The sequence below is a fragment of the Paraglaciecola hydrolytica genome (assembly GCF_001565895.1).
In the GTDB taxonomy this organism is placed as follows: domain Bacteria; phylum Pseudomonadota; class Gammaproteobacteria; order Enterobacterales; family Alteromonadaceae; genus Paraglaciecola; species Paraglaciecola hydrolytica.
Map to the genome: position 1 here is coordinate 73,157 of NZ_LSNE01000003.1, position 26,990 is coordinate 100,146.

Consider the following 26,990-nt stretch of genomic DNA (forward strand, 5'->3'; position numbering starts at 1 on the left):
CTATTAACCTAATAAACTAAACAAGTGAGCCTTCAGCGCTGCATAATCGTTAGGCAAATCTACTGAGTAAGCTTCTTTGCTGGCACACTCTGCTAGGGCTTGTGGCAAGCTAATAGGTTGACCAAGGACATTTTCCACGGTTTCACGGAATTTAGCCGGATGAGCTGTACCCAAAAATATACCAGTTTGCCCTGGCTCTAATTGTCTAACCAAAGCCTTATAGGCAATAGCTGCATGGGGTTCGCTGACATAACCAAGTTGAGCCAACTGGCGCATAGCAACCTGAGTATATTCTTCGTCGATGGTATCGCCTGACAATACCGACTTATCCAAATAACCTTGCTCGATAATGGCTTCGATACGTGGCCAGTTATTTGGCTGACTCACATCCATAGCGTTCGACAAAGTAGCGATAGTGGCTTTTGGCGCCCATTCACCGGTTTTTAAATAACGAGGCACGGTATCATTAAGATTAGTCGCTGCAATAAAGTGTTTGATTGGCAAACCCATTACTTTGGCAATCATGCCGGCCGTTAAGTTACCAAAATTACCACTAGGCACCGAAATGACTAAGTCTTCGCGCTCTTTGCTACTAAGCTGAGCAACCGCTTCAAAGTAATAACACACCTGTGCCACTAAACGGCTGATGTTAATTGAGTTAGCCGAGTTTAAATGCAGGCCAACACGTACTTCCTGATCATCAAAGGCGCTTTTAACTAACTGCTGACAGGCATCAAAGTCCGCATCAATCGCCACGGTATGAATATTATCGCCTAGTGTAGTAAACAGTTTTTCCTGCAATAAACTGATTTTACCTTTAGGAAACAAAATCACCACATCGATGTTGTCCATACCATGAAAAGCATGGGCCACTGCCGCGCCGGTATCGCCTGACGTTGCCGTTAAAATAGTGATTTTTTCGCCTTTGGCTATTTCAGCCAAACACTGAGCCATAAAACGGCCGCCAAAGTCTTTAAACGCTAACGTTGGCCCGTGATACAACTCAAGGCTGTAGATATTGTCAGTGACTTTTGTCAAGGGTGCTGGAAACGCAAACGCGCGCTCAACTATGCCAGCAATAGTGGCTTTAGGTAGTTCATCTCCGATGAGTTTAGTTAAAATCTCAACGCTTCGTTCAACAAAAGGCAAAGCCAGAATGGCGTCGATATCATCAAATTTAGCTAAGTTTGTTGGAAAAAATAAGCCTTGGTTTTTACCTAAGCCTTTTTTAACTGCCTCAGCAAAACTGGCTTTGTCTGAAGCATCTTTTAAATTTACGAGTTCCAATGTTTAATACCTTATATAAATGAGTTAGCAATGCTGGCTGAAAAGCACTGCTTAATAAACTACTGCACCTTGCTGGTCTAACTGGCAAATATGACTAAAGCCAGTGTCATTCTGAATATAATTTTCTGCTAGCCATTGGTTAATCACTTTAGCTTGCTCTAACGAATCACAGACTGCAAATACCGATGGGCCTGAGCCAGAAATACCAAAAGCCAAAGCACCGTTTTGTATAGCAAATTCGCGGGATTCATCAAAAAATGGCAATAATGATTTACGATAAGGTTCGGCAACCACATCGGTCATCATGGCTGCAGCCAGCTTTTCATCTTGGCGATAAAGCGCATCGATAAATACCGCCAACTGACGACCAAATTGAATGGTGGTACCCATAGGCACTTGCTTAGGTAAAATAGCTCGTGCCGCTGCCGTAGAAACACTGATCCCTGAATAACAAGATACCCAATACCAATGTTTAAATATCGGTAAAGGTAAGGCGACTTGTGCGCCATGTTCTGCCATCAGTGTCAGCCCGCCCATAAAACAGGGCGCTACGTTATCATAGTGTACACTGCCGCTAATTTGCCCTTCGAGCTCCCCCATCATCAATAACAGTTCATTATCGTCAAACAGTTTCTTACCCACAAGAGCCGTATAAAACTGATTCAAGACATGAAAAGCAGCCACGATGGAGCTAGCACTGGAACCTAAACCACTACCAATAGGCAAGTGTTTATGTAAGGTCATCGCTACTGCTGGCAGCGAATCACTTGCTATGCCTTTATTCGCTAAGCAACTCAAGTAATGATGGTAACATTGCGTCACTATGTTACTGGCCGGATCCGCTGGCAGTTTGTCGGCAAAACGCCCTTTAATTTGCAAACTAAAGCTATCAGCTTGGCATACTTCAACTTCGTCACCTAAGAGACTGCCATCAATAGGCTTTAAAGCGGCGCCGAGTAAATCAAAACCCAGACTCACATTACCAATTGATGCAGGAGCATAAGCGCTTAGAGATTTCTTTTGCATGTATTGAGTGTCCATTAAAAATTTTGTTTCCATGGCATAGTACGTAGCACATCAGCAAATACCCCCGCCGCTGTCACCGCCGCACCGGCACCATAACCTCTAATCACAAAAGGAATCGGCTGATAATAATGGCTATGAATAGCTAAAGCGTTTTCACCATCTTTAATCATATACAAAGGGTGAGCAGCATTAACCGCTTCGATTGAAACCACACAATTACCTTTGCTGATTGAGCCCACATAACGTAGTACCTTACCTTCCTGTTTAGCCGCTTGCACTTTGTCAGCATAATAAGCATCAAGTTCAGGTAAACGCGCCATAAAGTCATCGACTGAGCCACTTGCATCAAAAAAGTTAGGTAATACCGGTTCTATTTTGATGTCGCTCAACTCTAAAGTTAGATCCGCCTCACGAGCCATAATCAATAACTTACGCGCTACGTCAGTACCACTTAAATCATCACGTGGATCTGGTTCGGTAAAACCGTTTTTCTTGGCGATTTCAGTGGCTTCAGACAAGCTCAAGCCTTCTTCTAGCTTGCCAAATACAAAAGATAAGGAGCCAGACAAAATACCTTCAAAACGCACCAGTTCATCACCTGCGTAGATCAGTTTTTGCAAGTTATCGATTACTGGCAAACCAGCACCTACTGTGGTTTCATATAAAAACTGACGGTTAGTTTGCTGAGCAGTATCCCGTAATAACTGATAAAACTCAGTGGTATCGGTATTGGCTTTTTTGTTAGGCGTGACGACGTGGAAACCATCTAACATCATTTGTGGGTATTGCTTAGCCACTATATCACTGCTGGTACAGTCGACAATCACTGGATTAACTAAACTGTTGTCCTGAACAAACTGGTGTAAGTCTGCTAAAGAAAATTGCTCTTCACTTTGCTTTAACTCTGCAAACCAATCCGCATTTATATCTATGCCACCAGCTTGTAGTAATAACTTTCTACTGTTGGCAATACCGTATACCTTGACGCTGATTTTACGCCCTAATAAGGCAGATTGTTGTTTGGCGATTTGGGCAATAAGCTCACGTCCTACCGTGCCACACCCCACCAAAAACACATCAATGGTATGCAAGTTAGAAAAGAAGTTTTGATGCACAATCTTGACGGCTTTTTTAGCTTTATCACTTTCGATTACAGTTGAAATAGAACGCTCAGACGAGCCCTGTGCTATGGCAACATTATTCACTCGAGCCTGTGCCAGTGAACTGAAAAACTTGGCCGCTAATCCTTTAGTATGACGCATACCATCTCCAACCAAAGTTACAATGGCTAAGTCTTGACGCACTTCAATGGGGTCTAATAAGTGGTTGGTCAATTCCAGAGCAAAAGCATCCTCTAACAAATTCAATGCACGAGCTGCATCCTTGTTATGGATACAAAAACTGATGCTGTATTCCGACGACGACTGAGTAATCAAACTAATCGAAATATTGGCGTTCGACATCACTTCAAACACGCGACTGGCCATACCCACCATCCCTTTCATACCGGGGCCGGCAACGTTAAACATCGCCATATTATCCAGATGAGAGATACCTTTAACGCTGGTCCATAAAGTACTGGCCTCGTTACTGATCAGGGTGCCTGGTGCGCTAGGGTTTAGCGTATTGCGAATTAAACAAGGAATATGGTGCTGAGCGATAGGGCCGATAGTTTTAGGATGCAATACCTTAGCGCCAAAATAAGATAATTCCATGGCCTCTTGATAGGTTAATTTATCCAGTAAAACGGCACCTTCAACCTGATTAGGATCAGCATTATATACACCGTCAACGTCAGTCCAGATTTCACAACATTCTGCATCAATACACGCAGCCAAAATTGCTGCCGAATAATCAGAGCCATTACGCCCTAGAGTAACTTTTTCGCCGGCTTCATTAACCGCAACAAAACCAGGCATGATTAACACCACTGCACCTGAACTATCAACATCAGTAAAACGTGTTTTGCTAGCAGCTACATCGGCAATGCTGTCGAGGTAATCACCTTCAGCCAAAATGTAATTAACCGGATCAATAATACTGTTGGCTTGACCTAAGGCAGTGAGTATTTCACTAAAAATATTAACGCTGACGTATTCACCAATACTGAGGATCTTGGCGACCACTGATTCTGGAGCGCATTGTAATAAGACAAAACCTTCAAGGTTCTGATTTAATTCGTTGATGGTCTGACTAATGTAATCCACCAACCTAGTTTGATTAAAACTAGGCAATGTTTCGTTGAGCTCGTTCACTATACCCAACAACACCATATTCAACTTAGCCAGCAACTCACCATAGTCTTTACCCAGTGCAGCTTCATCACAAAGCAAAGACAAGGCATTGGTTACGCCTTTAGGAGCAGATAATACAACGGCAGCGCCATTTTCTTGATGGCAGGCCATGCTAATATCTTTGACCATTAAATATCGTTCTGCATCTGCCAGAGACGAACCACCAAATTTTAACACCTTCATTTATTGCTCCTGTATTTCATGCTCACAGCACGACCGGCCTGTTGATTTCACTTTTATAACGTCCAATAACAAAAAAGCCCGCTTTAGGTCGCGGGCTTTTTTGTTAAATGCTTGTGCACTAGCCAGCGACCACCTCTGAGAGGGTGGTAATAATCATCGTGCCGGTGGTGCTTGTTATTTTTATTTTCATGTGCGCAATTTGCCGTATAGACGTCTATATGTCAACTGGCAAACCAAATTGTTTGGTTATTAATGTGATCATTACCATTTAATTTGGGAATTCCGCCAACTTTGGGAATTCTTTTAAAATCATTAACTTAAATAAATTTAGTTTGATACCAAAAAAAATTTTTTTCAAACACTTGGGAATTTAAGCCGTTTTCATTCATTCAAAATATAACTATGTCTTTTTTAATCTTAAAAATGATGGGCTTAAACACTTAGTTGATTACTAATTAAGTGCTAATTGCCATCAGTTTATACAATCTCTATTAATCTACCTAGCGCGTCGTTTGTCTCTAACCCACATTTGAGAGCTATTGGATATTTTCATTTCAAACAAATCGATTGAAGCAAATAAATCGCTGAGTTTTTTAAAGCCATAGTTTCGTTGATCGAATGAAGCATGATTTGAAATATGCGTACCAATTGCGCCCAACTTTGCCCAACCATCATCCTCTTCTACCGCTTCAACAGCCTGACGCAATAAATTCATCAAACGAGTATCGCTTTTGATATTCTTCGGTGCTGGCTCCGGTTTGTTAACTTGAACGGATTCGTCATCAAAAAACAAAAACCTCGAACAACTATTAACAAAAGGAATAGGAGTTTTACGTTCACCAAAACCAATGATAAATTTACCATCCGCCAAAGCACGGGTTACTAAAGGAGTAAAATCACAATCTGAAGAAACCAAACAGATTATATCGACTTGTTTGGTATAAAGCACATCCATTACGTCGATAACCAAAGCCATGTCAGTGGCATTTTTACCTTTAGTTAAATCAAATTGTTGAACAGGTTGAATGGCAAACTCATGAAGTATGTCTTCCCAAGATTTAAGGCAAGCATTTTTCCAATTTCCATAGGCTTTGCGAATATTAACAACCCCATAACGCGCAAGCTCAGAAAGCACCTTATCAATCTTTTTGGCTGGAGCATTATCAGCATCAATAAACAATGCAATATTATCTTTGTCTTTCATTTAAAATCCATTTAGTAAATGAGCAGTCTAAATCGCAAAAATCAGGTTTAACAGCCCGAAATTAAATACATGGGTATTTGATCTAACATTGAGAAAAAGTAACAGAAACCAAATTATTTATAGGATAACTATTTACTCAGCCTATCAACATGGGATAAGTTTGATGTAACTAGTTGACGTGGAAGATAAATATGGACTTAAGGCAAGCTCTCAGCGTCCTTTCAAAGTCGTCGCCATACGCAGTATCAACAGAACGATCCATTTCAAAATCACTAGATCTAGATAAGTTTAAAAACTACCTCTATATCGAAACAGATATCGAAAAAGACTTTCGCAATCTCATTGATAAACTATCAGCTCAAAAAATTATATTTTTGTGTGGCAGCAGTGGTGATGGCAAGTCAGAGATCATGACTCGCTTTAGCCAAAACGACCAATATGCTCATATCGACTTTCATTTGGATGCAACTCATAGTTTCGATCCAAAACTTGATGCCATTGCTACCCTCAACAAAATTTTTTCCTTATATAAAGCATCAAATCGTCCATTAGTTGTCGGTATCAACTTAGGGATGATGGCCAACTATGCAAAGGAAGGCTCTAACGAGCATGATGAAATAAAAGCAGCAATGCAACGCCATATAAATAAAGGTGGAGACTCCAACAACATAAACTTCTTAAGTTTCGAAGAGCATAAGTACGCAAAATTTTGCTTCAAGAATGGTAAGCCGTATTCTGATTTTGCTAGTCGGTTTATTAAAAAATTAACAAGCCAATATTCTGACGGGCGTTCGAATCCATTTTGGGATTTGATGTCAGAAAATCGAATATCAGGACAAGATAGTCAAACAGTTACTAACTTTAATTTACTTGCTATTGAATCCGTTCAATATTCTATTATTGAATTATTAATGAAAGCTAGGTTAGCCAAAGACCAATTCCTTACCGCACGCGCATTATTAGACTTCATTTATTCAATATTAGTTGGCAAGGGTTTCTTATTCGACAACCTCTTTTTAGGTAAAAATAATGAATTATCTGATCGAATCGAAAGTTTTGATCCGGCCCTGCTTCGAACAGAAAATGTAGATAACTTTGTTTTAACCATGAAGTTAAACTTAGACGAACCTCGACTAAATGCCTTCAATAATGATTTGAAAACAATTGGCATTAGCGAGTTAACAGAACCAGCATCCTATATAAGACTTTTTTTCATTCTACGTTTTGCTGAATTTGGAAATAATTACCACGCAGATTTCTCAGACGAATTTAATAATAAATTAATAGCAGACTATGCGGACGTTTTAGTTGCACATCAAGATTATACAAATGAACAAGATGAAAATGAAAAAAACATTATAAATAATTTCTACAAAAATACTCTTTTTTCAGCCTTGTGGCGATATATCAATCGAAGTGCGCCACAACTTAAAAACAAACAATTTTTAATCGCCAAAGAAAACAATATTTTGTTTGCTACTGATTTAAAATTATTTGTAGATTGGCCACTGATTGCAAAATACGATTCACAAGACTTAATGGCGTTTAAGGCGTTCATTAAAGTTAATCAAAAGCCTATTGAACCAGCGTTACCAGTCAATATAAATCTTTTAGAACTTCTACAGCGACTTAACTTAGGCTACCGGCCAAACAAGTATGATAAAAGCTGTGTACTTTTGTTGGATGAGTTAGTTGAACAAATTAAGTTAGAAATGGCAAAGTCAGATACGCTAATTATTGTTGATGAATATGAAATCTACGAAGCTGAGCGTGACGACAATATGATCGAAATGACGGAGCAGTAAGAATGGATTCAATCATTAATATCGATAATCTCAACGCTGAGATTAGTGACAACATCCCGAGTGAATATTTACCCGTAAAAACGAATTATAACGAATGTAACTGGGATATCGTATCCGGGTACTTTATTGGCTTTGCTTACAATATAGAACTGACGAAATACTCAAAAGAGGCGTTTGAAAGTGACTGTAAAGAGGTATTTTTAACAAAGCAAATATCTGAAAAACACTTTGCAGTAATCCGTAAAGCATTTTTTGAAAAAGAAAACTATCTAAAACTTAGTCCAACAAATTTACTACTTCATACCCAAAATGATGAAACAATTCATCCTAAGATTAACTCCGCTAGTAAAAAAGTAGCGTTATCTTTATTAACCTTGTTGGGTTTTGACGACCTAAAAGCATCGAGTAAAGATAGTGATCATTTTATAAGTGAAATTATAACGTCAACTCTAAAGAGAAAGTTAAAAGCAAAAAACTATAGTGATCATGCCTTAACTTACTTACCATTTTTACAACAAAAATTGGTACATGACTTTAAATTTATAGCTAGCAAACCATCGTATATGATGGAAAACATAGCTAGTTTATTGTCTATATATAGTTTTTTATATACCTCTCAGATTGCACTGAATTTGAAAGAATGGCGAGTCGGGTTACCGCAAAATAAACCACTATTCTTTGTACTTGAAACAGAAAAAGTTAGTGCAGAGAGAACGAAAGTCATCAACAGCGGTTGGAAGAGTTTTGCAGCAGCCAGCGGTAATTTATTTCCGATGCTGTCTACTTTACAGCTTATACAGGCCAAAAATTCACGCAAACCTATTTGGCAAATATTCGAAGAACTCACTGAGCTGGATCAGACGCAACAACAGCTTTGTATCGATACATTCGATAGCTACTGTGAACGATTTATAATTGCACGCAATTTGAAAAAAGACTTTATCAAATCTCGCGATCTTGACTCAGCTTTTGAGCAGCTCTTTGATTTGGCTTTTGCCCAATTCGATAAAAGCTTCGCAGACCCATTAACGACTCGATATCAAGCAAATGAAAAAGTTGTTTCAGCCATGAGAGAACATACAGCCAAAGGTTTTGTAAAATCTAAAGGTCGAATTGGCAGTATCCTAGTATTAACCCAAGACCATTTATTACTCCTAACTAACGTGATTATTGGCGACAAGAAACAACTTCGATTTAACGATTTAATTGAAGAATTAAAGCTTCGGGGCATCTTTTTCGATGAAACCAGTGAAGAAAGACTAATTGAATTTTACGAGCGCATAGGGAATGTAGAGCGAATGAGTGACAGTGGAGATGATTTATATGTCCGTCAAACCGTCTAGTAAATTTGAGGAATTTGTTGTTGCTGAGTTATTAAACTGGGCACCAGATAATGTAAAGAAGGGATTTAGATATCAATTCAAGTCTCCCAATTCTGAAAACAGTGAAAAGCTCTTTAACGAATTTATCAAAGTTTCAAATGGAGCGTATATTGAATTTATATCCAAGTTTCATGACCACCCCATTAAGTTACCATGCATTTCGGTTAATGGTGTGCAACTGGTCCCTCTACTTCACTCGTCCTCTGAAAATGGATTTACAGAAAATTTTATTTCTCACCTTAGAGATGAAGTAACCAAACCTCAAAGTGTACTTACATCTGCTTGTTTAATTATTCTGCATAACAGCAAGTTGGATACGATTATTAATAGTTCTCGTGATTTAGCGCAGCAAGGCTATGTATGGAACAACGAAGAAATTAAGACGGTATTACAAAAGCTAATAGAAGGACAAGATAAAGACAAAGATTTATCTTTAGTATTGCTTGAATACCAATTTGATGCCATCAAAGAAGAGCGTGCAACATTATTTGGCTTTGAAAAACTTTTTGATGCTATCAAAGATGATAGAAAAATTAAATTTGATGAATTATTTCTTCTAGAGGATCCAGTGATAGATGATTTTACTAACAGCCCAAAGCAGTTAAGAAAACGTCTCGATGAAAACCAAAAGCTATACAAAGAAATCGAATGGGAAGTAGTTAATTTTCCCAATCAATTAGAGGATCGCTTAGCAAACAAATTTAGTACTAAGTTTATAAAATCAAAATTTCCTAAAGGCGATACTGAATCATGGAAACAAGTTGCGTTTGATGATTATCGCGAAGAGATTAAACGTAATCAAAAGCAAACTCTAAGCCTCGACAAAATAGAGTTTGATAACCAAAACATCTTCCCTAAGAAGAAAGGGAGTACCGCTGCACAACAGCGTGAGTGGCATGTCATCATTCAACTGCCCTATGGAGTAAACGAGATTGACTTAGATCTCATATGGAATGGTGGCGATTTAGAAAACGATCACCTTAGCCAGCCAAACAAATTGTTACCCAAAGGGAGTACATACAAGGTTATTTCGAAAGGAGCTAAAACCAGCCGAACTAAACTGATTGCACCATACAACGGTGAGCCACTTTTCTTTACTATAGGCACCGAAAACAGAGATAAATCGAGCGACAGATATAGACTACATTTTCTAATATTGGTCGAGAATCAATTTAATGTGGATGCATTCAAAAGCATATTTCTTCTCAACCCTCGCAAAAAACTTATAAGGTTGTTAACAAATGATAGCCACCTTGCCGTTAACCCCAATGCATTTTCTACATTAGAGTTAAACGAAGCAAATCAAAAGATTGCTTGGGAAAGCGTTAAGGCTATTGATTTTAAAGCGCTGTCAGAAAAATCCAACGATGTAGAATTTTCAATCATAAATGACAAAAATAGCCTTGATTTTATAATCGAAGGCGAAGTAGCAGATTCGTCCTTATCACTACCATTAATATTCGATAAAGAGCGAGTAAATGCGATTTTAGATGATGATTATTATGGTGTTTTTAATCGTGATAAAGATAAGGTAATAATCGACAACAAAGAAGTATTGCTGATAACAGATCGTTTAATGTTGATGCGTTTAGAAGCTCGATTTATTGACGAAAATATTCTGGCATTTGATGACGTTAACGGCACGACGCTAAGTCTTGAGGATATTAAATCCACAGACAATAATTTATATCTCGCTTATAGTGAACTATATGATTTTTGTAAGGCCCGAAATTCGTTACCCTCGTTATTATCATGGGGGCCTATATTTAGAGCTATCGTAAGCAACTTAGTTAACAGCTATTTAGCACTGTTAGATAACATTGCCCCTGATACTGTTTTGCCACCAGCGCTTAAACAGGTTTTAAATATTGGATTGGTGAAGAAAAAAGACTGTGAACTGATATCGCCATTTCACCCAATTGTCTTAGTTTACTACTTGTCACTTACAAACCAATTTCAAGACGATCTTACATTTGCAGAAAATGAAGAGAGCGAGGCAAGTTTCAAATTTTTACCTAAAGTCACTCTTAATAGGTTAAATCCTAGGGGATTGATCCCCTATTTATATGACAAAGAAAATGAGTTTTCTCACGTTAATGTTTTCGACTTAAACGCGTTTTGGCTTGAAGCAATTCCCCATGAAAAAAGCCAGTATGAATTTGTCACCAAGTTAGTTAAAGAAAAAATAAACGAATTTCAAACCGCTTATAAAGACCTATTTAGCAATCACGAGCAATCAAAACTAATTTTAAATTCGGTCAATCAAGGCATCTGTCATGAGTTATTTTTAGGCGTTGTAGGATATTTCAAAGATAACCTAGATAACGCCTCGTTTGTGCACGTCAACTTATACGATAAGGAACTAGTATTAAATTCTTTTGATGTGTTTGCCGAATCCACCAACAACGACAGTCTTAAAGAGTTTTTGGGCATTGGGACTAAACGGTATACCGACAGCGCTGACAGCATTATCGAGTTACTGCGAACACGTTTAACCTACAGCAAATTCACTACGGGCAATGTCAGTAAATACGAATATGCTCACATATCCTTCTTTTACAATGATGAGAAAGTTGATTGTATTTCAGTCAATATAGATTCTAAACCGAGTGGCATTGCAGCTGATGGCTTGTTAGGTGGCGAGTCATCAGAAAGTCAGCACGGAAGTTACCATACTGCTTTTGGATTAAAAGACGTCAAATATGACAATAATCCTCTATTACAAACGGCTAAACTCTTTGGCTCTTTAATAAAACCAGCCAGAGAAGCCAACTCTCAATTTTCTGGGAAAGATGCCATTGCATTAGCGGTAAATGAAAGTTTTAAAACGCTATTAAATCAAACGTGTGATTCATCAATTTGGACAACCATTATCGACCCCAAGGTAACCTTGGATTTCTTTAATACGCAAGACAAAGTACTTATACATTACTCTGACCAATATACTTCATCTTCCGGTTTTGATGCGATTACTGTAAGCCGTCAAAAAGATCTTTTTATTAAGGTTCTTGAACGAGGCAAAGGCACACAGATAAGTGATTTTAATGCCTTCAATGGTGATTGGCTGCTTAAAATGCTGACGTCAAACGATACCACAAAATTGGGTATGGAAGGCGAAATAGGTGCTTATAAATTAGCCACAGCTCTGCTGCAATCACCTACCATAACTTGGATACCTCTATCCGTTGGGGAGCTAGTAAGAGTATCAGGCAATATCGGATTAAAAATTCTCGATACTGAATTATCTGCTGCTAATGGGGGTCATGTTGGCGCAATGTCGGATGATATATTAATGGTCGGACTACAAAATCAAAAAATGTTTCTGCTCCCAGTAGAAGTAAAAACAGGTAGTACCCCCGACTATAAAAAAGCGAAAGAACAAGTCCTAAGTCTCAAACAGCATTTAGATAAACAGCTTAAGGGCCGCACCTTAAAGGGTAAATTAAATCGAGCATTATTTTTTAAACAAATTTTGGCTCAAATTGACAAATACAAACTGTATAAAGTATTCCCCGATAAGTACTTTAACAAAGAGGTTGAGCATAAAAACGAGTGGTTAAGGGGGGAATACCACATCGATGATGTAAGTGAACTCCCGAAAGGCTTTGTTATTAGTCACCTAAGTAGTGACAGCGTTTTTGATCCTGATTATCGCGAAGAGCAGCAAATACTGCTTATTGATTTACCCATAGCATTACTCCCCTCATTAGTTAAGGGATCGCTTAAAGACTTTATAGAAAGCAATGCTTTACCCGCACAATTTAAAGCACCGAAGTTGTATAATTCATCTATTTCACCTCAAGAACAAGCTTCAAATACTCCGAGTGAACCACAGGCTAACGACTTGTCCATCTCTCCTCATGTAGATGTAGTTAAACCTCCAGAAAAAAAGCAGTCCGTTTCTACAGATTCACTAAAAATACTCATAGGCAATAATATTCAAAATAACGAAGACGTGCTGTGGGAGCCAACCAACACTGCTAAATTTATGAATACCAATTCAGGCATTATTGGCACTATGGGTACGGGTAAAACCCAATGTACAAAGTCGGTTGTTACTCAACTGTACCAAAACCAGCACAACAATGTTGATGGAAAACCGATTGGAGTTTTAATATTTGACTACAAATCAGACTATGTTGATGAGAAGTTTTTAACAGCAACCAATGCCAAAAAATTTAAACTCTTTAAGCTGCCATATAATCCACTAAGTCTATTTGGCGATACGCCTATGTTACCCATTCATACTGCGGCAGGTTTTTCTGAAACCATGTCTAAGGCTTATGGATTAGGCAAAAAACAACAGCTTAAATTAGAGAATATTATTCTCGAAGCTTATGAGTTGGCAGGCATAAAACCCGAAAATGCGGCTACTTGGAAGCGCCCTGCTCCAACCATTGAAAACATCTGGGATCTGTTTTTAGAACAAGAAAAGGTCGAAGAAGACTCACTTTATGCTGCCCTATCAAAGTTAGCGCGTTTCAAAATATTTGAAACTGATCCAGAAAAAATGATGAGTTTGTACGAGTTAATCGATGGCGTCACAGTTATCGAACTAGCAGGCTACCCCAGCGAAGTACAAAATTTAATTGTTGCCCTCACCCTTGATTTGTTTTATTCACAAATGCAAAAACAAGGCAAGCCTGAAGTTCAGGGCGATTTTAGGCAGGTATCTAAACTCATTTTAGTGGATGAAGCTGATAACTTTATGTCACAAAACTTCTCTAGCCTTCGCCGGATATTGAAAGAAGGGCGTGAATATGGTGTGGGTGTCATCCTCTCAACCCAAGACATTACTCATTTCAAAACTAGCGAAAATGATTACTCAGCCTACATTCTGAGTTGGATCGTGCACCGAGTTTCACAAATTAAAAATCAAGATATCAAATCGATATTTAACAAAGATGACAAAACAGAACAAGAGCAATTAATGAAATCAATTCGAGAACTCGAAAAGCATTACAGCCTTTACGTGAATGGCGATAAAAAAATAACAAAAATTAAAGATAAAGCATTTTGGGAATTAAATTAAAAAGGAAGCAATTATGAATGTCCGGCCTGAATACAAGTCATTTGGAGAATTATTTGCCGAGAATAATGTTTTTTTCACACCTAAATATCAAAGAGATTATTCATGGGAATCAGAACAAATTGAACAATTTTGTGGTGATATTGAAAATGCATTAACTGCCCTTGTGGAGGGAAATGTTTCACAACACTTTTTTGGCGGAATTGTTTGCTCTCAAGAAGAGGGGGTCGGAAATAGAAAAATAGAAAATATGTTAGTTGATGGGCAGCAGAGGCTTTCGACGATCATCATATTTTTCTCCGTCATTAAAAGCATACTGCTAGCATATGAAGGAGATGAAAAAGATCTAGCATTTCGAGACGACTTATTGACAGATATTCACAAATACCTCGTATTTGAAGAAAGAGTACAAAGAGAGAAAGTTTCTCACGCTAGGTTAAGAATTGGAAATGCCGACAATGTATTTTTTCAAGCTACCATTCAAGGCGCTGAGATAGCAAGAACAAGAGATTCACATAAATTAATATGGTCTGCAAGACAAAGCTTTCAAGCTTTTTTAGTCGATAAATTATTTGAAAATAAAACCCTTACAGAATCGCTAGAAGTTGTGGACAACATTATTAAGCTATTCGAAGAAAGCTTTTTGCTAATACACATTATTTCAACAACAGTAGATGATGCCTATAAACTTTTCATGGTTTTAAATGATAGAGGAATTAATTTAACAGAAGGCGAGTTACTAAAAGCACATACCATCGGTAATTTCGATGAAAATAATGCTCATGTCATTCAAATAACTAATGATTGGGATTCTATTCTTGCAAATGACGCTAGTAGTGTTAGTGACTTTTTACGTTGGATTGTAACAATGCTAACTGGTGAGCACATACCCAATAGCCAAGTTTTGGAGAGGTATAAGCAAGATTATTTAACAAGTAACCTTGCACCTCAAGACATGGCTAATAAAGTTAGATTTATTAAAGAAGCCTGTGAAAAATTAAAGTTGTTATCTGATGCGGAATGGCCATTTGAATCATCAAACAACACAAACCAATTCCATAAGACTAAACTAGACTGGCTAGTAAAAAAACTTAAGCACACTCATTCTATGCCTATGCTTTTGGCTGCAACATATACGACAGAGGTGGAATTCCAAAAAGTTGTTTCAGAAACATGCAAGTTTTTTATAAGGTACAAAGTTATAAGTAATTTACATGCTGGATTATTTTCCTCACTTTATCCAAACAAAGCGAAGATTATTTATACACAAAGAGATCGTTTCTCAGTTGCATTAATTCAGGAGGCTTTCAGAGATGTAATTGCTTCAAAAGACTCTGAAAATGAATATTTCACAGCAGGTATAGCATCACTTGCTTACAGTAGAAAAGGTGACAATAGGCCACTCAAATATCTAATGATTACAATTCAGGAAAATTGGGATTGGCTCACTAATGAACCCGCATTAGGAGTAAGAAGAAGACTGCATATGGAGGATAAAACTGCCGTATTTGATTTTAAAAATACCTCCATTGAGCACTTGTACCCATACTCAGCAAGAGAGGTAGACCGTAACGTAGACCTTGAAGAGGTAAAAAATAGAATTGGAAATTTAGTTATTCTTGACATCAACACAAATGCCAGTAACAAAGATAGTCCATTTAGAGATAAAATAGTTAACTTTACAAACTCAGGGATAGGTATTCATGAATTTGTTTTAGAGCATGATGAATGGTCACATGAGCAAGTTGAATTACTGCGAAATAAGTACATTGAGTTAAGTGTCAGAGCTTTTTCTTTTTAGGAGCTTTATTTGTGGAAACAAGCGTCCGAGAAATCGAAGAGTATTCAAAAAAACTTGGATTTGAGTGCCACCACTCTGAAAACCGCCTGAGGATTTCGAATGACCAAACCGCATTTTTTTTGCATATGGAGATTAAGAATAAGAATAAAATATATATCTACTGTTCAGTGAGGCTTTCTTCTTGGCAAGTTATAGATGAAAGGACTGACTTTCACGAAATTTTATCTATTCTTTTTGCAAGTTTCGTTAGAACTAATAAACCTTATTGGAATAGTACATTTGCTGATATGGAGCATCCTGTAATTGATGCGCCAACGGAAATATACTTGCGACAAATAGTCTTCACACAACCTTACAATGGTGAAAATAGTTTTGTTGTTTTTAACCTCGCCAAAACAAAAGAGTTAATAACATTATTGTATTCATTTAATTACCTAACAAGACATTTTATAGGATTTGATCATTCTAGTGAAAGGAGATTTGTTCTTCCATGTTTAGAGTTAAGTTGGGAGTTGGAGCTGAAAAAAGCATTCGGAGCACAAGGAGATCTTTGGCAAGCCAATACTAGGGTTAATCCCGATTGGTTTCACTACATTAATGTAGGAAAGGGAATCTCAATGATAAAATCAGAAAGTGTTTCTTATGCACTCAAATTGTTTATTTCGAAAATAGGGAAGCATAGATACATTAGGTATGAGAAGTTTGATTTAGTTTTTAATAAAAACAATCAAAATGTTCAAGTTAGAAAACTAGTAATAGATGGCTATAAAGCCTTAAATTCATTTGAGACTTCAGGAAAATTTTTCAAGCTAATACTTGATGGCTGCATAATTCTCGTAAAAAGTAATTTAATTTATATTTGCTATACGCCTACAGGACAAAATGCTGTTGAATATGTAAAAAGAGAAATAATTCATAGGAGGAGACTTGAGAATAAATATTTATTCAGAGAAAAAGCATATAGCTGGAATAAGCATTGTAACCCTGCTCTATTCGAAGATTTCTGCTTAAGCATTTTAAGAATACTACCTCAGACTGAATCAGTAAGAAAGGCTAGCCCATTAAATGAACCAGATGAAGGTATGGATATAATTTGGGAAATAAAAAGTATTTCACCAAAAGTTTTGGGTGAAAATATCTCCCCGTTTATTACAGAAAGAATTGTTGTTCAATGTAAAGCGGCCGCTAAGCCAATTGGTAAAGGCCTAATTACTGACGTCAGCGACACAATAGAATATCATAACGCTTCTGGTTACCACTTAATGACTTCAGCACCCTCTATAACAAGGACGTTGAGGAATTATTTGATTAGGAAAAAAGATAGGGGTTTCAAGATAGATTGGTGGTCATCAATAGAAATTGAAGAATTGGTGGATAAACACCCACAATTATTATCTGGTTACGAATCCATTTTACAAATGATTTAACTACAACAACTTCACTGATGTATTACTGTTAATTCAGCGAAGTCATTGAAGAGAATCAAGTAAACTTGAAAGCGACTTATGATTTCTTAATGCCCCAATCCCATGCTCAACATGACTTGCCCAAGCTGTTTGCAATTCCTTCCCATCAAGTTCTGGATATTTCTGTTTCAACAATAACTCGGTAACCAACTGGGTTTTACCTAACCAAGTAAATTTATCTAATGTTAGGCTGCCATCAAGCTTGTATGAAATGTTTGGTTGGTAATAGTAATCTGACTCAATTGAACGAAAAAATGCGATACGGGCTGATACATTGGGTGTAATACCTGTGCTTGCTTTAAGTTTTTTCAACTGCTCTTCAACGGTTTTATTTAGCTGCATTCGATTGGGTAACATTATACTAGCTCCTTATATACGACTTGATGGGAGGTCTTCCAAAAGTACCCTTCGGTTAAAGTCGAACACTTGGTTTGTTGATCAAACTTTATTTCAAATGCGTGCGAAATATTATTTTCCATGGCGCCAAAGAAGTCTTCATCCACCTCAGTATCGGTTGATAGCAAAATGACTTGCTCTCCCGCTTCTGGAAAATAGTGCTTAACAAGCTTGTCTCGGTGTTTAGAGTCTAATCGGCCTAACGGTGTATCTATTACTACGGGTAATACTTTACCTGATAACTTGCCTAATGCTTCAAGTATGGCAAAAGCGAATATTTGTTTTTCACCCGCAGACATTGATTTTCGATTTATCGCTAAGCCATCAGAATCAACCAAAGTGACATCAAATGTTGCAGAGTCAATTTTAGCAGAGAGCTTAAGGTCTTCTTTACGGGCTAGTTTACGATAAGACTGAGCAAATAAATCTTCTAGCTGGCTAACACGCATTTGGGTCAATCTTGCTGAAAACTCATTTAATACATTAGTGGTGGCATCAACTCGCTCAACAGCTTTTGATATTGATGCGTCTGTTTTTTGATTGGTGTAGAGTTTTTCGAGCTTTTTAGCTAATTCAAGTGCTTTAGTCATAAAGTTTTTGGCTTTAACTAAATGATGGCCATAGTCTGTTTTTAGCTTGTGCTTTTGTGTATCCAACTTCCTTAAGTTAGCGAAAAGATCAGCGAGCTCTTCTTCATCTGGCGCTCGCTGAATATTGATTGAGACAGACTCTAGTGCTTGCTCAGTTGCAATCAACTCTTCAGTCAATGCGTTGCAATGTGACTTTGCATTCGCAGCATCTAGCATCTGGGTTTGAATTAAATTGAGATCTGTCAGCGAGATATCTAAGTTTACGTCTTTAGATAAAGGAGTATTTATTGCATTAAAATACTGGCGAATAGTCGTGAGTAACTCATCCGCATTGTCTTTAAATTGCGCTGAGATTACGTTTTCTAAACCTGACAAACTCTGATTTAACTTATTAGCAAACGCATTTGAGTCTTTTACTTCTTGCTCAGCTGTGAGTGCATTGATTAAGCCAGCCATTGCATTGGGAGCCAAGGCCATGGGGAATGACCCATCAAGCTCATGGAGTAACTTAGATTCGAGTATTGCTTTTCGCTTTATTAGCTCATCAGCCTTATTTTTTTCGGCATTTTTAGTTTTTGCCCAAGCACCACCGCGATCCTGTATTTTTTGCTCGGCTTCACGCACTTGGGATTCCAGCACTATTAGCTGCCGCTTTATTTTGTCTTCACTTTCTCGCTCTTTATTAGCGAACACCAAACATTCACTCTTTTCATATTCCAGCTGTTCAATTAATTTGATCGTTTTTGTATCAGCCGTTTTTTGGCTTATCTGTTTAATATAAACGTCTAAGTCGTCTGACAAGCGGTTGATCACATCAATACCTAGCAACTTTTGCACGGCTTCTTTTAAATAAGAGCCTGTATCGTCTTCGGCTAATTCGGCAATTTTTTCGCCGTCAAAAAAGAATAGATCACCAATACCCGGAGGCACTAATTCATGTAAAAAGCTTTGCACTTGCTCAGTAGTAAGTGACTTTTCGCATTCATCATTTTTGAAAAGCACCAAAGATTCATCGCTGCTAATTGACCAACTTCTTTCTAATCGATAGGTACTGTGCTGGCCTTGATGGGTGTGACTAAAAGCTAAACTGATTTTTGCCACAGGTGTAGCTTGTTCTTTTACAGCTTTATTATTGATTTGCTGAGCAAGATAGTCTTGAAATTCCTTTTTAGATACAACATTACCAATGGCTTTTTTACCCAACAATGCAAGCCGGATAGCACTTAGTATTGACGTTTTACCTGCGCCATTTAACCCACCAAATAAAATGACAGGCTTAGATGATAAACTATCTCGCTTGGGAGCCAATTCGATTGTATGTAAACCGTTAAAAACGCGAAAGTTTTCTAATGACAGGGTTTTAAAAATCATTACAACCCTTCCTTTTCAAGCAGTTTATTAAGTTGTTCTAGTTCTTCTGCTATTGAAATCACTTCTTTTGATTGACGCATTTGATTCTGACGACTTTCTAAATTTTTCTCGATAATCTCTTCTGCCGATTCCCAGTCTTGCTGTACTAGCCGACCTATTTTATTAAAAATACCAGTACGTCGAGATAAACCACTCAATGAGGTTTCAAGATCAATCAGCTTTTTAATCATTTGTGGCGCAACGGCATACTTAGGCGAAATTTCATTTAGTAAAACAGCCTCTTCATGGCTGAATTGGTTTGTGTCATCAACACTCCAATCTAAATCGAAACCAAATACCTCGTTGAAGATTTTTGGTAGAGTGTCTTCCCAATCAGGCTCGTTTGGATCGTTTAGCCATTCGTGGCGCACTGCGTGAAGCTCTGGCACAGTGATCAATTCAATTTCTTTGCTTACTTCACTCAATTGCTTTTGTGTTTCAAGCAACTCTTTTAAAAATTGCTGCCTAAAACTTAATAAATAGGGACCATAGGTATAGCCCTCAGTCATTTCTTTTTTACCGTCGATAGTGAGGGTTTTAAAAGCCATTCGTCCATCTCGGCGAATGTGACTGCGGTACTTACCTTTATCTTCAATAATGGTGGTTTCAGCTAACTTGTTACGTAAGTCGAGCAAGGGCTTCATCCATTCTTCACCGTTTTGTACCAAACTTTCCATTGCTCTGTCTTTAGTGACTACGGTACAAGTCCAGCAACCAAAGCGTGAATTCCCACACGAGGGCGTAGTTTCGTCAATCACCATTGGGCACTCACCTTGGCCAGACGAATCTTTATATAAATTCCACAGAATGAGGTTTTTGCCTCCCCAAGGGTTTTCCCATTCTAGCTCGTATTTATCAAACCATTTGTTTCTGATGCCACTTGGCGTTTCTTCACTCTTAAGGTGGCACAAACGCAAAATTTTCCAAACATCATCCACATGCCACATATCAATTGGGGTATAGATAAAAGCATTGGATAATGTAGTGTGCTTAGCTAAGACTGTGCCGTCTATTTTATGCTTAGCGATGACTTGTGCTCGTGATGCGCTTTCTTGTGAGCGTGAGCCTAATACAACAATTACTTCATCGTATTGGCTGACTTTATCAGTAATGAAGCTGCTGACAGGATCGATTTTCATTCGCTCTGTACACCATCTAAAGCTTCTAGTGGGTGCTGGATAACCCTTACCTAGCAAATTAGCCCAAAACGTTTCATTCGTTTTAGGCACCACTTTGTGCGAAGTAATAGGTAGTTTGTCTCGTTTAGCGCCACGCTCGATCGCCTCTAACGAATTATTGACGTGATTAACGACGATAGGCGTTTCAACTAATGTGTCGGATGCAACAACAAAAACGGGTTTATGCCTATCTTCTGGCTTTAACCCCAACAAAGCTAAATAGACTAATGCCATCACAGCAGACGAGTCTTTTCCTCCACTATAGCCAATAACCCACGGGCGTTTATCAGACAAATAGACTCGTTGAGTATCGGCAATATATTCACTTAGAAAGCGACCAGAAAATTCTTCATTTTCTATAAAATCGACGTAGTCTTCGTCAATATCGTGTTTATTTAATAACATCATGCGTTTAGTAATTCTTTTTCTTTGATTAGCTCTTCTTCCGAAATAGGAAGCGCTATTTGTCGTTTAATTTCGATTGCGGTCAAAAATATATTAGATGTGGCTTTGGATAAACGACCATGCTGCATTGCACGGTTTGACCACGCAGCATTGGATTTAAGCCAATTGATGCTTTTGAGGCCTTCAAATTTATCAGCTTGGGCCGTTGGATTTAACTCTGATATTTCTTTACCGACGATGGCTAATGCTTGTAATCCAATACCGTGAGCTGTAATAAATTCTTGTCTAAATTCAGCAGATGATAAGGTTTTTGCTTGTACTTGCTGCCATTCAAGCATGTGTTGGTTTAATCTATTCCAGAAATCAACCGCTTGTTTTTGCTCAACATCGCTGAATCCATCTTTAGGCCCTTTCCCGAATAAGGCACGCGTGGCTTGCTTGATACCACTCAATGTGAAAATTTTACTACTTCTTACTGAAATTGTAGAACGTTCAAATTCTGTTAATCCTATGAACGGCTTGGCATTCATTGAAAGGTATCGAGCTAATTCAGAAGCTTGGTCTCTGTGATCATACAACGTGCCTAATGAGGAACTTGGTCTAACAGCATATTTGTTTAAATCAGCAAACATTTGTTGGCTACGTTTAAGGCCTTCGTCTACGAAAAATAAAACAGCAATATTATCTTGGCCTAACTCAGGACTTTCTTTTATCGCTTCTTCAATTGCCGCTCGACGATGCTGACCATCGTTTATTAACATATGCGCATCCATTGGAACTCGTAATGTACCAAGGTTGTTCATGCTCTCCGTTTCTATAAACTCTACGTCAGAACCCACTGATGCTGTTAGCGCAGAAAAAACGTAGTCCTTTGGTGAGTCAAGTAAATAGCGCGTCATCTCGGGTATACGACTTTTGTTTAAAGTACGTTGAGCACGTAACTCAACTGGCACTTCTTCTTCGTCATACATAAATATCTTAGGAATAATACGTAAAGGGCATGTCGCAATATAGAATGGTTTTCCTGCTTGAATCGCCCTAATAGCGGGGAAAGAATAGCAATAATTGCTATCAAACTTATCCATCGGTAATAATCCAAATCACGTAAATGTACGTAATATTATTGCGTACAAAAGCAATTCTGAACAGAAAAATTACACTTTAATTCTTATTTTTTAAGTACCTATTAATCAGGCTTTGACTTCGTTTATTCACTATTTTGTACACACACGTCATCTAATTCATATGCCAGCTTAGTGGCTATTCTACAGGTCACATCAATGAAAGGTAAGGCATATTGTCCACCAGTAACTCTATATTCAAGCCGTTTTTCTGCATAATCGAAACTAAGTAGTTGAATCACACCTCTTTCAATATCCTGTATTTCGATTTCGTTTGCCAATCCCTGATCATATGATTCAGCCAGCAATAAACGTAAATCGTGGCCAAATTTTTTTGATCTGAGTTGTTTGATTGATATACCAGAATGAAGCAAGTAAGCCTTTAATGACAATTCGATTGAACGACCTAATAGAAAGTAAGAGGGTAAAGACACACTATCCGATTTGTTTAGCACAAGATTTGCTGCTAGTAAAAACTCCTTCGCACTATCTAAAAAGCCTTTACTTGTTTCACCAATATGCATCAAAATTCTGCCTCTATCGTTTTCTAACGGTTCGTCAAAAGTGACTTATTCTATAACCATTGAGAGTCATTGTTGTTGAACTTAGTTTTTCTATAAACTCAACAGCTGACATATGTTGCTCTCCTGCACCGCTAACTACGCCTAGTTTTATCAATTTTTCATCTAAACGCTTTTGGTCTTTGTAGTGCTCATCTGATTCAGCCATTAGCTCATGTTTGTTTAATAATGGCGGACGCTTTTCCTCATTTACGTAGTCAAAGTAGTCGATATCTTGTTCAGCTAATTTTACTTTCACACGTTCCATTATTCGCGGAATTGGGTTCTGAATAAAATCGTCATAAACCATAAATGTCACCTTGCCAGAAGTAACGTGAATTTTAACCACATCAGCCTCATTCCAGTCACCATACATCATTGCAGCAGCACCTATGTAGATCCTAAGTATTAACGGTAGTTCATTAATAAACTTAGATTGAATTAAAAGTGAATGACCAACATTATGGATAGACGGTATGTTTACCCTTGCCTGTTCAATGGCAGCATTTAGTAAATCATAATCGGCAATTGCAAAAAGCCACTCTTTCGCCTCATCTTGTCCTGCTAATACCGAAATAAATAGGGATTTTATATCTCTTTTTTGAGCTTCTGGCATGCTGCTGTAAGTTTTACGTTTCGAGAATAATGCAAGAGCAAAGTAAACCAAATAATCTTCTTTTCTTGACGCTTTTGCTTGGTCAAATTGTGCCTTTCTATCATCATCCATTATCAAATTAAGTAATTTTTTGGCACTGCCAAAATGTTCAATAATGTGCGCAAACTCGGCAAACTCATCAGCGGTAGGCAACCTACCAAGTTCCAGCGTCATGTTCCAAAATCTTTCAATTAACTCATACTGTTGTTCTATCAGTAAGTTAAGTTTTTCGGTTTTTGACGGTGCTTTATTTAAGGATTGCCAATGTGTTTTTCGCTTTAACTTTGCTGAAAGGTAGAATTGTTCTTCTAACTCATCCTTAAAAACAATAAAAATACCCGGCCCAACCGATATTGCCGTTTTGTCGAGAGAATCCTCAATGAAAAGCTGTAATTCAGATTGAAAATAATATTTCTGGAAGGTATTCCTAGACGTAATAACACCGTCTTTATACTGGGTCATTTGCGCTAGTTTTGTTTCACTTATTAGCATACAAGCGACAATAAGAATTTTGTCGGCCAACTCAAAAGCCTTGTGCAGAGCCTCTATTCTTTCTGGTACATCTTCAATAACGTTAAGTACGAAGCCTAAATTGACTATGTCGGCGTTATACAGCTCGGCGTCTGGTCTGAAGTTAGGATCCCAACCTGAAGCATCAATTCCATTTGCATGTAACTCTGCTAAATCGTCACCTAAGCCACACCCATAGTCGAAAACGCTGTATTGACCATTGAGATATCCTTTGTTGTACATAAACTTCATCGGTGTACTTAAGCCATGACGAACTATGGCAGTTTTATGCCGATCAATTTTTTTCTCTTCCAATTCAAAAAGTGCACTGGCTCGAAATAATCTGCCATCAACTAGCTCGTAACCTGCTTTGGCAATAGTCGCTTGCCAGCCAAGTTTAAATCCAATTGCTCTCGTGTTTTCATATAGCCCTGCCAACTCACCTTCTTGGGTGATCAAAGTGAATTCATCGTACTGAGGATAGGTTGCAGCAACCATCAGTTCTTTACGATGCAGTATTGGCGGGTTGTCAGACTTGGAATAGTCATTAATGCGATGGTGCTTTTTATTTAGATCTACAAACAGACTCGTTTTTAACTCAGGGTAAGCCTCGGTATCAAAATCTGGGTAAGCCAATACAGAAAATTGAAAAGAGTGTTTTGAAAACTTTGCCACATCCCAACTAAATGATGATTGCTTAAGGGCTGATAAAATCCGATTTATAAATTCCAGTAATTGAGTATTCTGAATGCCTGAACAATGAACATAAATAGCCTGTGGTGTTGATTTACCAATCGGCAATTCAGCAGTTAACTTACTAAAACTAAGCGCATCCATTAATCATTATTCCATAGGTTTGAAAATGGGACTCCTGAACCACTTTTTTTAGGAATTCTTTTACCTAATTGCGAAGCACTCATTATTTGTATAAATCTGGAGTTATCAGGGCCAACACTTATGTGTATTGGTCGATTTGTGCCGTAGAAATAAAGCCTATCAAAACCTACATTCTGACTTATCCAATCAGCTACTTGATCCATGTCATTTTTATAGCCTGCAATCATGAAGTCACACGCGGCACCGTACCTTTGGCAGTGAGGATTTCTCTTGGAATTAACTTCATGTGAGGCATGTTGATCAAGCTTGGGTGCAATACCTTGAGGCGCTTTTTTTAATATTTCTTTAAGCAATACTGATGATGTAAATCCGTAGGTAATGTCGAGTTGTCCGAACTTTTTCTGGATAGGCAACAGCACATGCTCACACAAAAGTGATATAGCAGCTAGGCTGGAGTCGGAAGGTGTATTTGCTTTAATTTGTGGGTAGCGTAGGAAGTGCCAATTTACGACCTGCTCGACCAATTTATCTATTGGGCTAAGCACCATTGAGCGTATCTTCACTAATTACTTCAGACACTAGATAAAAGTATGCATTGCCTTTTTTTCTGAATGTTAACTTGCCTACTTCTCTTTGGTGCATTAACTCACACCCTGAGACTTTAAGATGTTTTTGCATCTCTTTGCTGCTCAGCCAAATAGCACCCCGTCTTTGTTCTACAAGTTTCAAATTTACCTCCTTTTACCTCGTGGTGTGTTGTCGTCAGATATAATTTCCACCTAAGCACAAAAACCACTTAATTTTATAGACCCGCGTCCATTATATGCATTGGAGTGGAGTAATGAACCAACGAGGTTGAGCGCATAATCTGACTAGGCATTTTTTGCGAGAGTACTAAACCACTACCTCGCTACGATTACCGCTTTTTCCGTATAAGGTACATCTAACATCATCACAAAAGCCAAGCAAAGAATTTGAATATGTAACTTTTGTCCATCCAAGGGATTTGGTTAACCTTATATGAGCAAACCAAATAATTATTCAGATACTTTGCTTATTCATTGGATTGTTCTTCAACACTATTCCTAATGGAGCACTTTTGAATACAAATTAACAGGCTTTGAATTAGGGGGGATAACCCCTTTGTTGCCTACCCACTCGGATAGAGAGCAGATAAGAATTTTACTATGGTGGAGACTTGGCATTAAGTCAGCAGGCTCATTGTTTCTACAAACTTTCCATTCCGCCAATGACCTAGTGACCTTTTTCCATCTGGTGTGATGCGTTCGAGGTAGTCGGGGTACTGTGGGTTCTTGCCATATAGCGTTTGTCCTTGAGCCAACAACTCGCGATTCAAATTCCCCGATTTATAATCGCGCTCAACCTCTTCAGCTAAGGCCAGCACATCAAATTGATTGGTCACAATATATTCCCGTCGGTGTTCGTATTAACTGGAAGCCCTGTATCAATGCCATGTTTGGTGGCAAAGGCCTGAAGCTTGTTGTCATAAAAATTCATGTCTTGTTTATATCGACAGAAAAATTTTATGGCCGCGTTGGGTTCTTCATAGATTGCCCGAATATCATTTTCTCCCGCATCAATAGAAAAAGAGCCATCGTCTAGCCGATACGCTGCCTGCCCTCCAACGAAGCATTCTTGTGTAAACATCGTCAGCACGTTTTCAACTTGTTTAGGCTTCACGATTTGAAATTCGGTGTGGCAATAGGGCATGATCATCGGCTCTTGAAATACTCAAACTTAAGTATAGCAAAAGTCATGACTCGTCGATGGCCAAACGCAGATTTTGGAACATTTGGTGAGTTCAGGTGAATCTTTTCATGAGCGTAATCA

Annotated in this window: 19 protein-coding genes; 5 read left to right on the top strand and 14 right to left on the bottom strand. The window is 38.1% G+C overall.

Annotated elements, in window-relative coordinates:
- Positions 1 to 3: 3 nt before the first annotated feature.
- The 4 genes from thrC to AX660_RS02880 all read right to left on the bottom strand — a co-directional run bounded on the left by thrC (position 4) and on the right by AX660_RS02880 (position 5,994).
- Positions 4 to 1,287 carry a threonine synthase gene (gene thrC / locus AX660_RS02865; RefSeq protein ID WP_068372275.1) on the bottom strand — a complete coding sequence of 428 codons (1,284 nt, stop codon included), beginning with the start codon at positions 1,285 to 1,287 and terminating at the stop codon, positions 4 to 6.
- 51 nt (positions 1,288 to 1,338) lie between these two features.
- The gene (gene thrB / locus AX660_RS02870) at positions 1,339 to 2,313 is read right to left on the bottom strand and encodes a homoserine kinase (RefSeq protein ID WP_106404036.1); all 975 of its coding nucleotides are present in this window, start codon (positions 2,311 to 2,313) and stop codon (positions 1,339 to 1,341) included.
- Positions 2,314 to 2,327: 14 nt separating this feature from the next.
- The gene (thrA, locus tag AX660_RS02875; RefSeq protein ID WP_068372281.1) at positions 2,328 to 4,790 is read right to left on the bottom strand and encodes a bifunctional aspartate kinase/homoserine dehydrogenase I; all 2,463 of its coding nucleotides are present in this window, start codon (positions 4,788 to 4,790) and stop codon (positions 2,328 to 2,330) included.
- Between the two features lie 496 nt (positions 4,791 to 5,286).
- Positions 5,287 to 5,994, bottom strand: coding sequence for an NYN domain-containing protein (locus AX660_RS02880; RefSeq protein ID WP_068372284.1), 708 nt, complete (start codon positions 5,992 to 5,994; stop codon positions 5,287 to 5,289).
- Positions 5,995 to 6,185: 191 nt separating this feature from the next.
- Between AX660_RS02880 and dptF the strand changes: the two genes are divergently transcribed.
- Genes dptF through AX660_RS02905 form a run of 5 tightly spaced genes read left to right on the top strand, consistent with a single transcriptional unit; the run spans position 6,186 to position 17,438 of the window.
- Entirely contained in the window at positions 6,186 to 7,799 is a 1,614-nt protein-coding gene (dptF, locus tag AX660_RS02885) for a DNA phosphorothioation-dependent restriction protein DptF (RefSeq protein ID WP_068372287.1), read from the top strand.
- A gap of 2 nt (positions 7,800 to 7,801) precedes the next feature.
- The gene (gene dptG, locus AX660_RS02890) at positions 7,802 to 9,142 is read left to right on the top strand and encodes a DNA phosphorothioation-dependent restriction protein DptG (protein ID WP_068372290.1); all 1,341 of its coding nucleotides are present in this window, start codon (positions 7,802 to 7,804) and stop codon (positions 9,140 to 9,142) included.
- Positions 9,123 to 14,213 (top strand): DNA phosphorothioation-dependent restriction protein DptH, encoded by a 5,091-nt coding sequence (dptH, locus tag AX660_RS02895; RefSeq protein WP_068372293.1) that lies wholly within the window; start codon positions 9,123 to 9,125, stop codon positions 14,211 to 14,213. Before dptG ends, dptH begins: the two co-directional genes overlap by 20 nt.
- Before the next feature lie 13 nt (positions 14,214 to 14,226).
- Positions 14,227 to 16,011, top strand: a complete 1,785-nt coding sequence (locus tag AX660_RS02900) for a DUF262 domain-containing protein (protein ID WP_068372296.1) — start codon at positions 14,227 to 14,229, stop codon at positions 16,009 to 16,011.
- An 11-nt stretch (positions 16,012 to 16,022) separates the two neighbouring features.
- The gene (locus AX660_RS02905; RefSeq protein WP_068372299.1) at positions 16,023 to 17,438 is read left to right on the top strand and encodes a restriction endonuclease; all 1,416 of its coding nucleotides are present in this window, start codon (positions 16,023 to 16,025) and stop codon (positions 17,436 to 17,438) included.
- 42 nt (positions 17,439 to 17,480) lie between these two features.
- Here AX660_RS02905 and dndE read toward each other — a convergent pair whose 3' ends face one another.
- The 10 genes from dndE to AX660_RS02955 all read right to left on the bottom strand — a co-directional run bounded on the left by dndE (position 17,481) and on the right by AX660_RS02955 (position 26,876).
- Entirely contained in the window at positions 17,481 to 17,834 is a 354-nt protein-coding gene (gene dndE / locus AX660_RS02910; protein ID WP_068372301.1) for a DNA sulfur modification protein DndE, read from the bottom strand.
- Positions 17,834 to 19,834, bottom strand: coding sequence for a DNA sulfur modification protein DndD (gene dndD / locus AX660_RS02915; RefSeq protein WP_068372304.1), 2,001 nt, complete (start codon positions 19,832 to 19,834; stop codon positions 17,834 to 17,836). The genes dndE and dndD overlap by 1 nt, the downstream gene beginning before the upstream one ends.
- Positions 19,834 to 21,459, bottom strand: coding sequence for a DNA phosphorothioation system sulfurtransferase DndC (gene dndC, locus AX660_RS02920; protein WP_068372307.1), 1,626 nt, complete (start codon positions 21,457 to 21,459; stop codon positions 19,834 to 19,836). Before dndC ends, dndD begins: the two co-directional genes overlap by 1 nt.
- The gene (gene dndB, locus AX660_RS02925; protein WP_068372310.1) at positions 21,456 to 22,541 is read right to left on the bottom strand and encodes a DNA sulfur modification protein DndB; all 1,086 of its coding nucleotides are present in this window, start codon (positions 22,539 to 22,541) and stop codon (positions 21,456 to 21,458) included. Before dndB ends, dndC begins: the two co-directional genes overlap by 4 nt.
- A 122-nt stretch (positions 22,542 to 22,663) precedes the next feature.
- Positions 22,664 to 23,101, bottom strand: a complete 438-nt coding sequence (locus AX660_RS02930; protein ID WP_068372313.1) for a HEPN domain-containing protein — start codon at positions 23,099 to 23,101, stop codon at positions 22,664 to 22,666.
- 34 nt (positions 23,102 to 23,135) lie between these two features.
- Positions 23,136 to 25,139 (bottom strand): DNA phosphorothioation-associated putative methyltransferase, encoded by a 2,004-nt coding sequence (locus AX660_RS02935; protein ID WP_068372317.1) that lies wholly within the window; start codon positions 25,137 to 25,139, stop codon positions 23,136 to 23,138.
- Positions 25,139 to 25,687: a hypothetical protein gene (locus AX660_RS02940; RefSeq protein WP_068372320.1), complete on the bottom strand. Its 549-nt coding sequence runs from the start codon at positions 25,685 to 25,687 to the stop codon at positions 25,139 to 25,141. The genes AX660_RS02935 and AX660_RS02940 overlap by 1 nt, the downstream gene beginning before the upstream one ends.
- Positions 25,677 to 25,868: a hypothetical protein gene (locus AX660_RS02945; RefSeq protein ID WP_068372323.1), complete on the bottom strand. Its 192-nt coding sequence runs from the start codon at positions 25,866 to 25,868 to the stop codon at positions 25,677 to 25,679. The genes AX660_RS02940 and AX660_RS02945 overlap by 11 nt, the downstream gene beginning before the upstream one ends.
- Positions 25,869 to 26,343: 475 nt before the next feature.
- Positions 26,344 to 26,562, bottom strand: coding sequence for a hypothetical protein (locus tag AX660_RS02950; RefSeq protein ID WP_068372326.1), 219 nt, complete (start codon positions 26,560 to 26,562; stop codon positions 26,344 to 26,346).
- Positions 26,559 to 26,876 carry a hypothetical protein gene (locus AX660_RS02955; protein ID WP_131811755.1) on the bottom strand — a complete coding sequence of 106 codons (318 nt, stop codon included), beginning with the start codon at positions 26,874 to 26,876 and terminating at the stop codon, positions 26,559 to 26,561. The genes AX660_RS02950 and AX660_RS02955 overlap by 4 nt, the downstream gene beginning before the upstream one ends.
- Between the last annotated feature and the right edge of the window lie 114 nt (positions 26,877 to 26,990).

What these genes read in the sequence shown, in the direction of transcription:
- dptH (WP_068372293.1), top strand. Translation starts at nt 9,123, where the DNA reads ATGTCCGTCAAACCGTCTAGTAAATTTGAGGAATTTGTTGTTGCTGAG.
- thrB (WP_106404036.1), bottom strand. Translation starts at nt 2,313, where the DNA reads ATGCAAAAGAAATCTCTAAGCGCTTATGCTCCTGCATCAATTGGTAAT.
- dndD (WP_068372304.1), bottom strand. Translation starts at nt 19,834, where the DNA reads ATGATTTTTAAAACCCTGTCATTAGAAAACTTTCGCGTTTTTAACGGT.
- AX660_RS02930 (WP_068372313.1), bottom strand. Translation starts at nt 23,101, where the DNA reads ATGCATATTGGTGAAACAAGTAAAGGCTTTTTAGATAGTGCGAAGGAG.
- thrA (WP_068372281.1), bottom strand. Translation starts at nt 4,790, where the DNA reads ATGAAGGTGTTAAAATTTGGTGGTTCGTCTCTGGCAGATGCAGAACGA.
- dptF (WP_068372287.1), top strand. Translation starts at nt 6,186, where the DNA reads ATGGACTTAAGGCAAGCTCTCAGCGTCCTTTCAAAGTCGTCGCCATAC.
- dndB (WP_068372310.1), bottom strand. Translation starts at nt 22,541, where the DNA reads ATGGATAAGTTTGATAGCAATTATTGCTATTCTTTCCCCGCTATTAGG.
- AX660_RS02955 (WP_131811755.1), bottom strand. Translation starts at nt 26,876, where the DNA reads ATGATCATGCCCTATTGCCACACCGAATTTCAAATCGTGAAGCCTAAA.
- AX660_RS02880 (WP_068372284.1), bottom strand. Translation starts at nt 5,994, where the DNA reads ATGAAAGACAAAGATAATATTGCATTGTTTATTGATGCTGATAATGCT.
- dndC (WP_068372307.1), bottom strand. Translation starts at nt 21,459, where the DNA reads ATGATGTTATTAAATAAACACGATATTGACGAAGACTACGTCGATTTT.
- AX660_RS02935 (WP_068372317.1), bottom strand. Translation starts at nt 25,139, where the DNA reads ATGGATGCGCTTAGTTTTAGTAAGTTAACTGCTGAATTGCCGATTGGT.
- dndE (WP_068372301.1), bottom strand. Translation starts at nt 17,834, where the DNA reads ATGTTACCCAATCGAATGCAGCTAAATAAAACCGTTGAAGAGCAGTTG.
- AX660_RS02900 (WP_068372296.1), top strand. Translation starts at nt 14,227, where the DNA reads ATGAATGTCCGGCCTGAATACAAGTCATTTGGAGAATTATTTGCCGAG.
- dptG (WP_068372290.1), top strand. Translation starts at nt 7,802, where the DNA reads ATGGATTCAATCATTAATATCGATAATCTCAACGCTGAGATTAGTGAC.
- AX660_RS02940 (WP_068372320.1), bottom strand. Translation starts at nt 25,687, where the DNA reads ATGGTGCTTAGCCCAATAGATAAATTGGTCGAGCAGGTCGTAAATTGG.